15 protein-coding genes and 1 pseudogene are annotated in these 15,056 nt (G+C 69.5%); 10 read left to right on the forward strand and 6 right to left on the reverse strand.

Features of this window, described 5'->3' with window-relative positions; all coding sequences use genetic code 11:
• The first annotated feature begins 4 nt into the window (after positions 1 to 4).
• From ispD to rlmB, 6 genes are all read left to right on the forward strand, one after another.
• Complete coding sequence (gene ispD / locus ACWEV3_RS28625) at positions 5 to 694, forward strand: 2-C-methyl-D-erythritol 4-phosphate cytidylyltransferase (protein ID WP_452616859.1); 690 nt, start codon at positions 5 to 7, stop codon at positions 692 to 694.
• Between the two features lie 5 nt (positions 695 to 699).
• A complete protein-coding gene (gene ispF / locus ACWEV3_RS28630; RefSeq protein ID WP_452616928.1) occupies positions 700 to 1,173 on the forward strand; it encodes a 2-C-methyl-D-erythritol 2,4-cyclodiphosphate synthase in 474 nt (157 codons plus the stop codon).
• 158 nt (positions 1,174 to 1,331) lie between these two features.
• Entirely contained in the window at positions 1,332 to 1,532 is a 201-nt protein-coding gene (locus ACWEV3_RS28635; protein ID WP_452616860.1) for a hypothetical protein, read from the forward strand.
• A gap of 82 nt (positions 1,533 to 1,614) precedes the next feature.
• Positions 1,615 to 2,295: an HAD family hydrolase gene (locus ACWEV3_RS28640; protein WP_452616861.1), complete on the forward strand. Its 681-nt coding sequence runs from the start codon at positions 1,615 to 1,617 to the stop codon at positions 2,293 to 2,295.
• Positions 2,296 to 2,366: 71 nt separating this feature from the next.
• Positions 2,367 to 3,761, forward strand: a complete 1,395-nt coding sequence (cysS, locus tag ACWEV3_RS28645; RefSeq protein ID WP_452616862.1) for a cysteine--tRNA ligase — start codon at positions 2,367 to 2,369, stop codon at positions 3,759 to 3,761.
• Between the two features lie 3 nt (positions 3,762 to 3,764).
• Entirely contained in the window at positions 3,765 to 4,718 is a 954-nt protein-coding gene (rlmB, locus tag ACWEV3_RS28650; protein ID WP_452616863.1) for a 23S rRNA (guanosine(2251)-2'-O)-methyltransferase RlmB, read from the forward strand.
• Positions 4,719 to 4,978: 260 nt separating this feature from the next.
• Here rlmB and ACWEV3_RS28655 read toward each other — a convergent pair whose 3' ends face one another.
• Entirely contained in the window at positions 4,979 to 5,812 is an 834-nt protein-coding gene (locus ACWEV3_RS28655; protein WP_452616864.1) for a phospholipid scramblase-related protein, read from the reverse strand.
• Positions 5,813 to 5,961: 149 nt separating this feature from the next.
• Here ACWEV3_RS28655 and ACWEV3_RS28660 point away from each other — a divergent pair, with 149 nt between their 5' ends.
• Both ACWEV3_RS28660 and ACWEV3_RS28665 read left to right on the forward strand, forming a co-directional pair.
• The gene (locus ACWEV3_RS28660) at positions 5,962 to 7,395 is read left to right on the forward strand and encodes an MBOAT family O-acyltransferase (RefSeq protein WP_452616865.1); all 1,434 of its coding nucleotides are present in this window, start codon (positions 5,962 to 5,964) and stop codon (positions 7,393 to 7,395) included.
• A gap of 189 nt (positions 7,396 to 7,584) precedes the next feature.
• Complete coding sequence (locus tag ACWEV3_RS28665; RefSeq protein WP_452616866.1) at positions 7,585 to 9,123, forward strand: hypothetical protein; 1,539 nt, start codon at positions 7,585 to 7,587, stop codon at positions 9,121 to 9,123.
• Between the two features lie 108 nt (positions 9,124 to 9,231).
• Here ACWEV3_RS28665 and ACWEV3_RS28670 read toward each other — a convergent pair whose 3' ends face one another.
• Positions 9,232 to 10,164 (reverse strand): alpha/beta fold hydrolase, encoded by a 933-nt coding sequence (locus ACWEV3_RS28670; RefSeq protein WP_452616867.1) that lies wholly within the window; start codon positions 10,162 to 10,164, stop codon positions 9,232 to 9,234.
• Positions 10,165 to 10,260: 96 nt separating this feature from the next.
• On the opposite strand from ACWEV3_RS28670, the gene ACWEV3_RS28675 reads away from it, so the two are divergent.
• A complete protein-coding gene (locus ACWEV3_RS28675) occupies positions 10,261 to 10,854 on the forward strand; it encodes a TetR/AcrR family transcriptional regulator (protein WP_452616868.1) in 594 nt (197 codons plus the stop codon).
• A 114-nt stretch (positions 10,855 to 10,968) separates the two neighbouring features.
• Here ACWEV3_RS28675 and ACWEV3_RS28680 read toward each other — a convergent pair whose 3' ends face one another.
• The 3 genes and pseudogenes from ACWEV3_RS28680 to ACWEV3_RS28690 all read right to left on the reverse strand — a co-directional run.
• A complete protein-coding gene (locus ACWEV3_RS28680; RefSeq protein ID WP_358567089.1) occupies positions 10,969 to 11,190 on the reverse strand; it encodes a hypothetical protein in 222 nt (73 codons plus the stop codon).
• Between the two features lie 232 nt (positions 11,191 to 11,422).
• Positions 11,423 to 11,719 carry a VOC family protein gene (locus tag ACWEV3_RS28685; protein ID WP_452616929.1) on the reverse strand — a complete coding sequence of 99 codons (297 nt, stop codon included), beginning with the start codon at positions 11,717 to 11,719 and terminating at the stop codon, positions 11,423 to 11,425.
• Positions 11,680 to 11,781, reverse strand: a pseudogene (locus ACWEV3_RS28690) (VOC family protein); the annotation flags it as partial. The gene ACWEV3_RS28685 and the pseudogene ACWEV3_RS28690, both read right to left, overlap by 40 nt.
• A gap of 101 nt (positions 11,782 to 11,882) precedes the next feature.
• Between ACWEV3_RS28690 and ACWEV3_RS28695 the strand changes: the two are divergent.
• Positions 11,883 to 13,166, forward strand: coding sequence for an alginate O-acetyltransferase AlgX-related protein (locus ACWEV3_RS28695; protein WP_452616869.1), 1,284 nt, complete (start codon positions 11,883 to 11,885; stop codon positions 13,164 to 13,166).
• Between the two features lie 889 nt (positions 13,167 to 14,055).
• Here the strand turns inward: ACWEV3_RS28695 and thpD are convergent.
• Entirely contained in the window at positions 14,056 to 14,958 is a 903-nt protein-coding gene (gene thpD / locus ACWEV3_RS28700) for an ectoine hydroxylase (protein WP_358567081.1), read from the reverse strand.
• Positions 14,959 to 15,056: the final 98 nt, after the last annotated feature.

Consider the following 15,056-nt stretch of genomic DNA (forward strand, 5'->3'; position numbering starts at 1 on the left):
GAGCGTGAGCGTTGTCGCGCTGGTACCCGCGGCCGGCCGCGGGGTGCGCCTGGGTGCCGGGATGCCGAAGGCGCTGGTTCCGGTGATCGGTGAATCGTTGTTGTTGCGCGCGGTCCGCGGCCTGTTGGCCTCGGGCCGCGTGCAGCACGTCGTGGTCGCGGCCCCGGCCGATCAGGTCGAGGTCGTGACCGCGGAGCTGGCCGCGTTGCCGTCCGCGCACGTGGTCGCCGGGGGAGCGGAGCGGACCGACTCCGTGCGGCGCGCGCTCGACGCGGTCGAGCGGATCGCGCCGGATGCGCGGGTCGTGCTGGTGCACGACGCCGCACGTGCTTTCACCCCGGCTTCGATGATCCGGGATGTCGTGTCCGCGGTCGAGGAGGGCGCTCCCGCGGTGATCCCGGTGCTGCCGGTGACCGACACGATCAAGCAGGTCGACGACGCGGGCGACGTCGTCTCGACCGTGGACCGCTCGCAGCTGCGGGCGGTGCAGACGCCCCAAGGTTTCGCCATCGACGTGCTGCGGGCGGCCTACGCCGCGGCCGGTGACGTGGCCACCGACGACGCCGGGCTCGTGGAGCGGGTCGGCGGCAAGGTGCACACCGTCGCCGGGCACCCGCACGCCCTGAAGATCACCACCGCCTTCGATCTGGCCATCGCCGAGTCGGTGCTGGCCGTGGCTGGAGAACCCGAGTGACCGAGATGCTGCCCCGAGTCGGCCAGGGCGTCGACGTGCACCCCGTCGAAGCCGGGCGCGACTGCTGGATGGCGGGCCTGCTCTGGCCGGGCGTGGACGGCTGCGCCGGGCACTCCGACGGCGACGTCGCGGCGCACGCGCTGTGCGACGCGCTGCTGTCGGCGGCGGGCCTCGGCGATCTCGGCGCGGTGTTCGGCACCGACGACGACCGCTGGGCCGGCGCCCACGGCGCGGACTTCCTGATCGAGGTGCGGAACAGGGTCGCTGCGGCGGGCTTTCGGATCGGCAACGCGACCGTGCAGGTGATCGGCAACGCGCCGCGCATCGGCAAGCGCCGCGAGGAAGCGCAGCAGGTGCTCTCGGAGGCGATCGGCGCGCCGGTGTCGGTGTCCGGCACGACCTCCGACGGCCTGGGCCTCACGGGCCGCGGCGAAGGCATCGCCGCTGTGGCCACCGCCCTGGTCTTCCCGGCGGCCTGACGGTTCCGGCCGGTCAGTGCGCACGGCACCTGATCGGCGGTTGCGCCTGGCCCGTCGAGTAACGGGCGGATAGCTGGGCGTAACGGGTTGGCGGAGTCAGGGAAAACTCAGGGCTCGCGGTCTGGAATGCCGGGGTCGGTGCGCGCCATGCTCGACGCATGGTGATCGAGCGGAACCGGTGGGTGCGTCGGCTGCTCGTAGTGCAGCCGGTGTTGGTGTGGCCAGTGTCGTTCGTGTTGTGGTCCGGGGGCAGCGGCCTCGGCCTGGCGGCGGCCGTGATCCTGTTGTGGGTGAGTGCGGCCATCTGCATCGCGGGCATCGTCGTCCCGATGCGCGGCCACCAGGCGCGGCGCTGCTGACTGCGGCGGAGGGGTGGTCCGGGTCGTGAGCTTGGCCGCATGTCGGTGCCCGGCCCGGTCCAGTCCACTTACCGTTGGCGGCGTGACTTCGCGCGCGGTGCTCTTCGACTTCTCCGGCACGCTGTTCCGTCTCGAAGAAGACGAGTCCTGGTTCAGCGACCTCGCCGATGCCGACGGCGCCCCGTTCGACCTGGCGGCGCAGGCCGAGGTGATGCGCCGGATGACGGCGCCGGTCGGCCAGATCGTGCAGCTCGGCCCGGAATTCCAGGACGCGTGGGAGAACCGCGACCTCGATCCGGCCCTGCACCGCAAGGTCTACGTGGAGGTGCTGCGCAGCTCCGGGGTGCAGGACGGCCAGGCCACGGGCCTCTACGAGCGGCTGATCGACCCCGACTTCTGGACGGCGTACCCGGACACCGTCGAGGTGATGCGCCGGCTGCACGAGGCGGGCACCAAGATCGGCGTGATCAGCAACATCGCCTTCGACATCCGGCCCGCGTTCGAGCGGATCGGCGTCACCGGTTACGTCGACGAGTTCCTGCTGTCGTACCTCGAAGGCGTCATCAAGCCGGACCCGAAGATCTTCCTGCGCGCCTGCGAGCGGCTCGGCGTCGCGCCGGAGGAGGCGCTGATGGTCGGCGACAGCGAGGAGGCCGACGGCGGCGCGGCGGCGGTCGGCTGCCGGGTGGCGATCGTCGACCCCGTGTCCACCGCCGAGCGGCCGGACGGATTGCTGACCGCCGTCGCCGACGTACTGCGCTGACGATCACTACCCCTTGACGCGCCAGCCCCTGTCGTGATTGCGCGCCGACCTGTCCCCGTACCATCAGGGGCGTGAGCCTGCACCTGCATGACACCGCGACCCGCACGACGCGCGAATTCCACCCGCGCTGCGACGGAGTGGCGTCGATCTACGTCTGTGGTGCCACCGTGCAGGGCATTCCGCACGTCGGCCACGTCCGCAGCGGGCTGAACTTCGACGTGCTGCGCCGCTGGCTGCAGCGGGTCGGCTACGACGTGCGCCTGGTCCGCAACGTCACCGACATCGACGACAAGATCCTCACCAAGGCCGGCGAAGCCGGTCGCCCGTGGTGGGAGTGGGCCGCGACGCACGAGCGCGCCTTCGAGCTGGCGTACGATCAGCTCGGCTGCCAGCCGCCGTCGGTGCTGCCGCGTGCGACCGGGCACGTCACGCAGATGGTCGACCTGATCCAGCGGCTGATCGACAAGGGTCACGCCTACGCGGCGGGCGGCGACGTCTACTTCGCGGTGGCCTCCTACGCCGACCACTACGGCAAGCTGTCCGGGCAGCGCCTCGAAGAGGTGCAGCAGGGCGAGACCCTGGCCAGCGGCAAGCGCGACCCGCGCGACTTCACGCTGTGGAAGGGCGCGAAGCCGGGCGAGCCGAGCTGGCCGACGCCGTGGGGCCACGGCCGCCCGGGCTGGCACCTGGAGTGCTCGGCGATGGCCACCTTCTACCTCGGCAGCGAGTTCGACATCCACGGCGGCGGCCTGGACCTGGTGTTCCCGCACCACGAGAACGAGCTGGCCCAGTCGAACGCGGCCGGGGACGGCTTCGCGCAGTACTGGATGCACAACGCCTGGGTGACCATGAGCGGCGAGAAGATGTCGAAGTCGCTCGGCAACACGCTGTCCATCCCGGCGGTGCTCCAGCGCGCCCGCGCGGCCGAGCTGCGCTACTACCTGGTCACGCCGCACTACCGGTCGACGATCGAGTTCTCCGAGGGCGGCCTGGCCGAGGCGGTCGCCGCGTACCGGCGCATCGAGTCGTTCGTGCGCCGCGTCGGGCAGCGTGCCGGCAACGTCGAGCCCGGCGAGCTGGCCGCGGAGTTCACCGAGGCGATGGACGACGACCTGTCGACGCCGCAGGCGATCGCGGCGGTGCACAACGCGGTCCGGGAGGGCAACGCGGCGCTGGACCGCGGCGACGACGAGGCGGCTCGCGACGCGGCGGCGTCGGTGCGAGCCATGATGGACGTGCTCGGGTTGGACCCGCTGTCCGAGAAGTGGGCCGAGGACGCCGGTTCGGACGATGCTGCGCACACCGCGCTGGCCGACCTGGTCCAGGCGATGCTCGACCAGCGCCAGCAGGCCCGCAAGGAGCGCGACTTCGCCACCGCCGACCTGCTGCGCGATCGGTTGCAGGACAGCGGGATTGCCGTCGAGGACACCCCCGACGGTCCGATGTGGACATTGAAAGACGGGTAACACGTGGCCGGCAACGACAAACGCCGCGGCGGCATGCGCAAGAGCAACAAGAAGGGCATGGTCGTCGGATCCGGCGGGCAGCGCCGCCGGGGGCTGATCGGCAAGGGGCCGACGCCGAAGGCGGAGGACCGGGTCAGCCACCCCGCGAAGCGGCGCGCCGACGCGCGCAGCAAGGCGGAGCAGCAGCGCGCGAAGCGCAAGGCGCAGCAGGACACGCAGCCGGAGCTGGTGGCCGGGCGCAACCCGGTGGTGGAGTGCATCCGGGCCGGCGTGCCGGCGACCGGGCTGTACGTGGCGCAGGGCATCGACATCGACGACCGGGTCACCGAGGCGGTGCGGGAGGCGAAGTCGCGCGGGATCTCCGTGCTGGACGTGCCGCGCATCGAGCTCGACCGGATGACGAACAACGCGATGCACCAGGGGCTCGCGCTCCAGGTGCCGCAGTTCTCCTACGCGCACCCGGAGGACGTGCTCGCGGCGGCGCATGATTCCGGCTTGCCGCCGCTGATCGTCGCGCTCGACGGCGTGACCGACCCGCGCAACCTGGGTGCGGTGATCCGCTCCGCGGCGGCGTTCGGCGCGCACGGCGTGATCGTGCCGCAGCGGCGCAGCGCCGGGATCACGGCCGTCGCCTGGCGCACCAGCGCGGGCACGGCCGCGAAGCTGCCGGTGGCCAAGGCGGTCAACCTCACCCGCACGCTGAAGGACCTGAAGGAAGCCGGGCTGATGGTCATCGGCCTGGACGCCGATGCCGACGTCACCTCGGACGAGCTGGAGCTGGCGACGGGACCGCTGGTGGTCGTCGTGGGCTCGGAGGGGCGCGGGCTGTCCCGGCTGGTCCGGGAAACCTGCGACCAGACGGTGTCGATCCCGATGGCGGGAGGGGTGGAGTCGCTCAACGCCTCGGTCGCCGCGGGCGTGGTCCTCGCCGAGGTCGCCCGCCGCCGCAGGAACTGACCCCCGGCCGAGACACCACCCCTCAGGTCCCGCCGACCGGGAACGGTCCGTTGGTCCGCAATTTCAATGGAAATCGAAGGTCCGATTTCCATTGAAATTGCGGAAGTTGTCCACAGCCGTACGAGGTTGTCCACACCCTCCGGTGCGTCGTGACCCCGACACGCCGGGAGGGGTGCAGTTTCAATTGAAACTTGAGGGTCAGTTTCAATTGAAACTGCGGTCAATTGGAACTGCGGTCGATCGAACTGCGGGTGGGGACGTCAGGACTGGTTCTGGCTGAGGATGGTGTCGACCGTCAGGGCCGATGCGACGACCATGCTCAGCAGCGGGTCCTGGAGCGGTCGGTGGATCTGCAGGACGTAGTTGTCCGCGGTCGTGAACGCCGCCTTCGCCAGGCCCTGCCAGGTCTTGGTGATCTGCCCGATCTCGGTGTCGGCGTGGTCCAGGACCTTGATGTCCCAGGCGCGCAGGTTCTCCGCGCGCATGCCGCCGATGCGCTGCCCGTTGACCTCGAAGTCGAACCTGGCCTTGCCCCAGACGTTCGCCAGCTTGATGTCCCCGACCGGCGACTGGTCCGGCCGCTGCACGTGCACCGTGCCCTTCCACATGGTCGCCGGACGGGTCAGCACCAACATCGGCCGGCCGGTGGCGTCGCGGATCTCCAGCGTCACGGTCATCAGCGAGTCGAGCTTGGTGAACATCCGCAGCGCCTTCTGCGCGCCGCTCTGGCCGACCTGCATGACAGAGCCGAGCTGGCGGCCGTGCTGGTCGTAGACGGCGTACTCGTTCGCCACCTCGATCAGCTTCGCCTTCTGGTTGATCACCAGCACCGGCTCGGTGAACAGCGTGCCACCGCCGCCGGCGATCGTGCCTCCGACACCGGCGCGCTGCTGCACCTGCTGCTGGACGGACGCGGCGTCGCCGGTGCCACCCATCGCCAGCTCGATGGCCGAGGCGTCGTTGCGCTGCGCGTACTGCGGCTGCTGGACCGGCTGGGCGGGCTGGACGTGCGGGGTCCACTGCCGACCGTCCCACCAGCGCACGTAACGCGGATCTGCCTGGTCCGGGTACCAGCCGGGCGGCGGTGCGTTCATGGGCCCAGGCTAGGCGATCGTCGCGGCGGCCGTCCCGGGTTTGCACTCATCGCGTTCGGGGCCGGTGACGGTCCGGGCTCGGCTAGAGTCCGACGGAGCAATTCAGCACCAGCGAGGAGGCGAGGGCCTCCCGTACCCCGAGGCCCCCGATGTCGTTCGCAAGTCCGCTGTTCCTCTGGTACTTCCTGCCGGCCGTGCTCGCGGCCGTGCTGATCGCACCGCGCAGCGGACGCAATGTCGTGATCGCCGTGGCGAGCCTGCTGTTCTACGTCAGCGGCGCGGGCGGGACGACGCTGCTGCTGCTCGCCTGCATCGTGGTGAACTACTTCGCCGGCCGGCGGCTGGAACCCGACGACTGGGGTTTCGAGCAGAACCGGCGGAAGTGGCTGCTGATCGGCACGATCTCGTTCAACCTCGCGATCCTGGCGATCTGGAAGTACGCCGGGTTCGCCACCGCGCAGCTCGCGGTGCTCGGCCAGTGGTTCGGCGGCGACTTCCCGGTGCTGCACCTGGCGTTGCCGATCGGGATCTCGTTCTACACGTTCCACCACATCTCCTACGTGGTGGACATCTACCGGGGCGAGCGCCCGGCGCTGCGCGATCCGGTCTCGTTCATCACCTACATCGCGATGTTCCCGCAGCTGGTGGCCGGTCCGATCGTGCGCTACCGGGAGATCGCCGACCAGCTCCCGCAGCAGCGGACGCACCGGCTCGACGACATCGCGGCGGGTTTCCCGCGGTTCGCGTGGGGCCTGACGAAGAAGGTCGTCATCGCGGACACGCTGGCGCCGATGGTGGACGCCTGCTTCGCCACCCCGAACGAGGACATGACGTTCGCGATCGCCTGGCTCGGCGCGATCGGGTACACGATGCAGCTGTACTTCGACTTCTCCGGCTACTCGGACATGGCGATCGGGCTGGGCCGGATGCTCGGGTTCCGGTTGCCGGAGAACTTCGCCCGGCCGTACTCGTCGGTGACCGTCACGGAGTTCTGGCGCCGCTGGCACATGTCCCTGTCCCGCTGGTTCCGGGACTACGTCTACATCCCGCTGGGCGGCAACCGCGGGGGCACGGCGCGCACCTACCGGAACCTGGCGATCATCTTCGTGCTGACCGGTTTCTGGCACGGCGCGGCGTGGACGTACCTGGTGTGGGGGCTGTTCCACGGCGCGCTGCTGGTGGTGGAGCGCGCCTTCGGCTGGTCGCACGCGCCGAGCACCACCCGTGCCCGGCTCGGCCGCCGCGCGCTGACGATGCTGCTGGTGGTGATCGGCTGGGTGTTCTTCCGGTCGCCGGACCTGGGCAGCGCGTTCGTGATGCTGGGCCACATGCTGCTGCCGGACTTCGCCGGCCTGACGGACATCGTCGCGGCGTCGGTGACGAACCAGCGCCTGGTGTTCCTGCTGCTGGCGCTGGTGGTCGTGGCGCTGCCGGCGAACTCGGGCACGGGCCCGTTCCTGGAGGCGGTCCGGACCCCGCAGGCCTACGCGCTCCGGATCGGCGTCCTGACCCTCGGCCTCGGCTACGCGGGCCTGCTCGTCGCCACCGGCTCCTTCAGCCCGTTCCTCTACTACCAGTTCTGACCATCATCAGGGGCCCCGACCAGGCGTTTGCTCGTTGGGACTTTCTGCTCTGCCGGACCACGAATCGGTGTGGCGTGGACTGGGGAGTGGAGATTCCCGGCCTGTCGGGGACCGGCTGCACCACATGGGGTCCGGCCGGACGCAGCCCTCTCTTCGGACGAGCACGTGGAGGATCCGGAGGCGGGACGAATGGTCACCACGAAGCAGCAGGTCGTCCAGAAAGCGATCGACAACTACATCGAAAACCAGGAGAGGGGCCTGGAGGTCGCCCAGAAGGCGCTGGCGATGCACCAGAAGATGCATCGGCCGGAGGTGCAGGAGGCCGAGGCTCTCGGAAAACCGGTGTCGGAGGTCGAGTACCTCGATGAGGAAGCACGCGGGCTGAGCGACGAACTCCGGGACGGTCAGCGGGAGATCGAGGCGACCAGGCAACGCATCGAGGAGGCGCGGACCGCTCGCCTCAACGGATCCCGCGCGAGCGAGGATTTCCTGAACGACCACCAAGGGGACAACTGGGCGGACCAGACCGCTCTGGACGAGTTCGGCGTGACGCCGCCTGAAGATTCCGCTCTGGGGCCGGTCGAGGGTTACGAACCGGGGCGGCCGACCGGTGATGACGTTCCGGAGCTGCCGGTCACCGAGCCTGCGGAGCCGATGCCGAGTGCCGGCGAGCCGCCGGCGGTGGATGCGGGTGCCGGCAAGACGCCCACGTTCCGCACCGGTGAGAAAAAGCCGGACTGGACCCTGAAACCAGGTCAGGCCGCGCCGTCGCCCGTAGGACCTGACGCTGAGCCGGGTGATCAGCTGCCTCCGGCGCCGGGACCGGGTGGAGCGGAGCCTTCCGAAGGCCCGGGCGTGGTGAGCCAGATCGCGAAGTGGCTGGCGGGCACGAGTCTGGTCAAGGCGGCGCAAGTCGGGTTCGAGGTCGTCAAGGGCCGTTTCAAGAAGGTTGTCGCCGTGGTGGGCACAGTGGTCGCCGTCGGTGGCCTGATCTACACGTTCTGGCCGAGCGGGGGTGCTCCCGAGCCACGACCTCCCGAACCTCCCGGAGTGCAGGCCCCGGCGATACCGGCAGCACCGGAACCGCCGCCGCCGAATCCGTTCATGCCACCTCATGTTCCGGAACCGGTGCCGCCGAACCCGTTCGGCGGACCTGAACCCGCGCCGCCGAACCCGTTCGGTGGGCCCGAATCCCCGCCCCCGAACCCGTACGTATCGCCTCACGTCCCGGAACCGGCACCTCCGGCGCCCTTCGAGCCTGGTGGGGGCACGAACAGTGAGCCGGCGGTGCCCCCGGCAGCACCCGCACCCCCGAATCCGTTCGAGCCTGGGCAGCACGGCAGCAGCCCCGGCGGCACTGACACCGGCGGTGGTACCGACACCGGCGGCCACAGCGGCACCGGCGGCACCGGCCGTTCAGGCGACGGCACTGGCAGCGACAGCGGTACCGGCGGCCACAGCGGCACCGGTAGTGACACCGGTTCGGGTACGGGCAGCGACAGCAGTACTGGCACTGGCAGCGATACCGGCACCGGCAGCGATACCGGCACGGGTACGGGCAGCGACAGCAGCACCGGCACTGGCAGCGATACCGGCACCAGCACCGGCACCGGCGGCGACACCGACACCAGCACGGGCAGCGACAGCAGCACAGGCACCGGCAGCGACACCGGCGGCACCGGCACGGGCGGCCACAGCGGCACCGGCACCGGTACTGGCGGCGGCTGAGCGCACCGCGCACATAAAGATGGCGAATGAGATCGGCCGGGTGGTCGTCCGGCGGGTGATTTCCGCCGGTCCCGGATTTTCATTCATCAGTACTACTGGTTCTGATGATCAGAATGCGGCGCGGTACGGGGTCAGGAATTCGGTCAGGGCGGCGAGCATTTCCCGCGGGGCTTCTTCGGCCGGGTAGTGCCCGCAGTCGGGCAGGACGACGCTCGCGACGTCTTCGGCGACGGGGGCCAGGGTTTCGCCGACCAGGTCGCCGACGGAGCGAGCGCCGGCGATGGCCAGCACGGGCATGGTCAGCTTCCGCGCCTTGCGCCGGGCGTTCTGCTCGATCGTCGTGTCGATCGCGCGGTAGAACTCGAAGCTGGCGCGCAGGGCCTCGCGATCGGTGGCCAGGGCCTCGATGTAGAGGTCGACGGCGTGCTCCGGCAGTTGGCGGGCCGCTTTGGTCGCGAACTGGTACCCGAAGAAGAGCCGTTCCCGGCCTGCGACGAGTTCCTCGTTCAGCGAGCCGAGCCGGTTGAACCCGAAGTGCCACAGCCGATCGACGGCCGCCTGCGGCGCGAACAGCGGTGGGGAGGGCGCTAGGCCGGGGATCACGGCCTCGGCGAGGGCCAGGCGTTCCACGCGCTCCGGGTGGTCCGAGGCCAGCGCGTATCCGGTCCACATGCCGACGTCGTGGCCGGCCATCGCGAAGCGCTCGTGTCCCAGCGCGCTCATCAGGTCGGCCATGTCGGCGGCGAGGGTGCCGGTGTCGTAGCCGTCGTCCGGCTTGCCGGACAGGCCCACGCCCCGGGGGTCGGGTGCGACGACCGTGAAGTCCAGCGCCAGCGCCGGCATCAGCTCGCGCCATGCGTACCAGGTCTGCGGCCAGCCGGCGAGCAGCAGCAACGGCGGCCCGTCGCCACCGGTCACGGCGTGCAGGCGCAGGTCGCCGACCTGCACCCAGCGGCTGCGGAACGTGTCGGTGAACCCGGCGGGCAGCCCGGGGGCGCCGCTCGCGGAGCCGCGGCCGACAGGCTCGGTGGTTTCTCCCATGCTCCGACCGTAAACCATCTTGGATCGATCGGTCCATGATTCTTGTACCGTCCGGTCCAAGAAGTAGGTAGGCTCACGCCGACCGGGAGGAGACGCATGTCGGGTCGCAAGCAGTTCGACGTCGACGAAGCCCTGGACAAGGCCATGGCGGTGTTCTGGCAGCGGGGATACGCCGACGCGTCGCTGGACATGCTCGGCGCTGCCACCGGGCTGGGCCGGGGATCGCTCTACGGAGCGTTCGGCGGCAAGGACGAGTTGTTCCGCCGAGCGCTGGACCGGTACTCCGCGACGTACGGTCCCCGCTACGAGGACGCGCTCACCGCGCACCCGGGCGATCCGGTCCGTGCCGTCGAGGCGTTCTTCGGCGTCATCCTGGACAGGATCAACGACCCCGCTGTGCCGGAGGGCTGCCTCATCGCCCAGTCGGCTGCCCAGTCGGCCGCGCTGACGCCCGAAAGCGCCGCGCACGTCCGCCGCTTGCTCGACATCCAGCAGGCCCGCATCCGAGCCGCGCTCGACGATCCGCACGTCGACCCGGCGACGCTCGACGACCTCGCCATCTACGTCGTCGCGATCAACCAGTCCCTCGCGGTGCTCAGCCGCGCCGGTGCGTCGGATCGGGAGCTGCGGACCGTGGTGCGCTTCGCCTGCGAGACCGTCGCGAGCCGGTTCGCCCCTGCCCGTTCTTGAAAAGAAGCACCCCGAGGTGCAGGTTCAATGCGCCTGTTGAACCTGCACCTCGGGGGTGTGCGTCTTGCTGCGCCGCTTCTCCGGATGTGGGACGGCGCTTAGCAGTCAGTTCGTTCAGTCGGTCCAGACCCACAGGAGGATCGGGTCGCCCATGCCGGCCTCGATGGAGCAGCCGGTCCAGCGGCCCTGGGCCTTCCCGGCCTCGCACGCCGCCTCGGCCGCTTCGTACGACGGGTAGACGCCTGCCGGGTACGGGCCGCCGGAGGCCATGGCCGGGGCGCTGAAGGCGAGGAGTCCGGCGACGGCCGCGACCCCGATGGTGATCTTGCGAAGCACGATGATTCCTCCGAGGTAGTAGGAATGTTGCGCGGATCCGCTTTCGTGGAGAACGCTATCCAGGTGCGGGTGCCCGCCCAAGAATCCGGAGGACAAACTGCCCGAAGAGGACACCCGCCTTCCCCTATGGCACCGCGAATGCGCTTTTCGGCAGGTAGCTGCCCGTGAGTGGTTTGTGTCGCTATAGCAACACAAAACGCGCACGGGCCAGGTCGGCGGAAAACGGTGTCGGTCAGGTGATCGCTGCGCCGAGGTGGATCTGGTTGTCGTCCGGGTCGGCGGCCGTGGCGATGCGTTCGCCCCAGGGCATGTCCTGGGGTTCCTGGATGATCGGGACGCCTGCGGCGCTGAGTCGGCCCACCGCTTCGTCGACGTCGTCGGTGTAGAGCCACAGGGCGAAATGGCGTCCTGGCCGCACTTCGGGATTCGCGCCGAGGCCGAGCTGAGGGATTCCAGGCGGAGCGTGACGAATTCGGGTTCGCCTTCGGCGGGGAACCGGTATTGCGGCTCGAATCCGAGCACATCGCAGTAGAAGCGCATCGCGCGGTCGAGGTCGGGCGTCGACAAGATCGGGAAGGCTTCGCGGAACATGACGCTACCGCCGAGCCCGGAGATTTCACCGCTGCGCACCGGGGTGCCGGAATCCGCGAGTTCTGGGCCGGTTGCGGTGCGTGCCCGGTTAACGTGGTGCCGTGTCGCGGCAGGAGCATCCCGATCTTCCCCCGGTCCACGAGGCGTGGTTGCCGCGGGAACACCCGCTGCACCGGCCCCGGCACGGCAGGCGCCAGCTGGCCGCGCTGGTGTGCGCGGTGCTGTTCTTCACCGCGCAGGTGGTGACCTGGGTCTTCGGCGCGCGCGCCGAGCAGCTGGAGAACCGCCCGCTCGCGGCCTTCCCCAGCGTCACCGAAGGCTGGGGGTTCTTCACCGGGCTGAACGCGTGGGCCACCGACAACCTGCCGTTCCGCAAGGGCGCCGTGCAGTCGGTCGACGCGCTCAGCCGCGGCGTGTTCGGCGAGCCCGCGCGGCTGGCCGGCGGCTCGCACACGTCGCCGATAGGTGCCGGGCAGGTGGACGAGAAACCGCCGATCAACGAGAACGTGTTCCCCGCCGTCATCGAGGGCAAGAACGGCTGGCTGTACCTCGGCCACGACGTGGCGTACCGGTGCGTGCCGAAGCGGACGCTGGACGAGGTGATCGCCGGGCTGCGCCGCTGGCGCGCCGTGGTGGAGGCGTCGGGCCGGAAGTTCCAGCTGGTCATCGCCCCGGACAAGTCCACCGTCTACCCGGAGAACATGCCGGACGGCTATGCGGGGAAGGACTGCTCGACGCAGGTCCGCGACGAGTTCTGGCGCCGGGTGCCCGCCGCGACCGGCGCGGTGGACCTGCGCGCCCAGCTGCGCGAGGTCGCGGCGCGCAACCAGCGGCCGATCTACCACGACATCGACACGCACTGGACCCACGAGGGCGGCATCGCCATGACCTACCAGCTCGCGGAACGCCTGCAGCCGGGCGTGACGAGCAGCTGGCTGGTCCGGCCGTCCCGGCAGTACCCGCACAGCGCCGACATCCCGGACCTGCTCGGGCAGGACCGGACCGTGCCGATCCAGGCGTACTCGCTGGCGCCCGACGGCGGGCCGGAGGACAACACGCAGTTCAAGCCCAGCGACTTCCACCAGCCGCTGCACCTGGAGTCGCCGGCGCTGCCGGGCATGATCGACCGGCCGGTGCGGATGGTCGGCGACTCGTTCACCCAGTTCGCGAGCCCGTACCTGGCGGCGACATTCGCCAACATCACGGTCACGCACCCGGACAACGTCGCGGTGGACCCGGTGGCGGCGGGCCGGTTGCTGGCGGAAGGCGAAGTGGTCACCTTCGAGCTCTCGGAGCGCTTCGTAGCGGGAGGCCGCTACCCGATGCTCGACCCGGAGGTGGCCGACCAGGTCGGCGCGATCCTCGCAGCCCACCCCATCCGCTGACCTGATGGCGAGTTGAAAGCTCCATGGGGCATTCCGGGCAGTTGTAGCCGGACGCACGTCCTGTTTTTGCCGATCGCAGTGCCGCGCAAGCCCGGGATCCGCTAACCTAACCGCGCAGTGCGATTGCGGATCAACCGTCCGTAGCTGCACGTGCACGATGTGCCGTTCGCGGCGCATCGGCTGGGACGGGGCGGGCCGAAGGTGCCACTTCAACCCGCCCCCAGAAGGGATTAGCTGTGGTCGTCGAACCAGGTGACGATCCACCACAGCGAGACCCGCAGAATCAGCAGCAGAAGTGCCCGGGCCGTCCCACGTGGGCGGGCCGGGCGCTTTGCCGCACCCCGCCGCCGACGAGTCTGACGAGCCTTCCGGGCCTGCTTGCGGTTCACCTGTGCATGTTCCTTTCGTTGTTGAACCCAACGCTCGGCGACCGCCGAACGCGGCCCGACTGCTGTCAGGCCTGACAACAACAGGACGAGTCCTGTTGAAGCGCTGCGACAGGACTCAAGCCAGGTGGTACCGCAGGGCCTCCCTTCTGATCCCCAGGTTGGAAAATTCCGGTTACTACCGGCTTTTCGATAACGGACACCATAGGCCACGGCGTGTAACCGACGCCACCCCACCTCCGGGTGTGTCGGACCAATTTCTCGCCGGAATATTCCACTCGCAATTACTTACTGTTGGGTAAACCCGCTGGACCTCGACGTCCATGAGATTGCATTAGTCGAAATGGAGTAATGATGCGCCTCCGGAGCCGGGTGATCACGCAGCGTCGTCACGGCGGCTTGTGATTCACGTCGCCGCTTGCCAACCGAATGCGCTTCCCGGTGTGAAAAGAAGAGAGGCACCCGCGACCGATGTGTCGCGGGTGCCCTCTTGCCTCAGCCGGTCAGCGTTGGATCGGGATCGTTCTTCTGGAGGCGACGAAATCCGGGCGGGGGTTGCTCGCCGCGAACGGCTCCACCAGCTCGTTCTCCACGCTGTTGAACACCACGAAGATGTTCGAGCGCGGGAACGGCGTGATGTTGTTCCCCGAGCCGTGCATGCAGTTCGAGTCGAACCACAGCGCCGACCCCGCTTGGCCCGTGAACTGCTCGATGCCGTGCTCGTAGGCCAGCTTCGTGATGTCGTCCTCCGTCGGCACCCCGATGCGCTGCTGCTTCAGCGACGACTTGTAGTTGTCGTCCGGCGTTTCGCCCACGCAGGACACGAACGTCCGGTGCGAGCCTGGCATGATCATCAGCCCGCCGTTGTACGGGTAGTTGTCGGTCAGCGCGATCGAGATGCTCACCGCGCGCATCGCCGGCATGCCGTCCTCGGCGTGCCAGGTCTCGAAATCGGAGTGCCAGTAGAAGCCCGTGCCCCGGTAGCCGGGCATGTAGTTGATCCGGCTCTGGTGCACGTACACGTCCGAGCCGAGGATCTGCCTGGCCCGGTCCAGCACTCGCGGATCGCGCACCAGCTCCGCGATCAGCTCGCTCATCCGGTGCACCTCGAAGATCGAGCGGACCTCGTCGGAGCTGCGCTCCACGATGGTCCGCTCATCGGCCCGCACCGCCGGGTCCCTGGTGAGCCGTTCCAGCTCCTGCCAGTAGGTCTGGACTTCGGCAGGCGACAGCAAGCCCTCGACGACGTGGAAGCCCTTGGCCTGGTGGGCCGCGAGCTCTTCCGCGGTCGCCGGGCCGGCCGTCACGCCGGGCCAGACGGTGGGGTCCTCTCGCCGGATCAACGCCGGCTCGGCGCTCACCCGGGTCGGATAGCGATCCTGGGTGCTCAGATCAGCGACGGTCATGGTTTGCGCCTCCTTCGCGAATTCCCGCCGGAGCGGTCGGTGCAGGTGGCACCGCCGCCATTTCTCGGTTCCTCGGTTAGAAGCGGCGCACGTATGCG

Source organism: Saccharopolyspora sp. NPDC003752, from assembly GCF_053605825.1.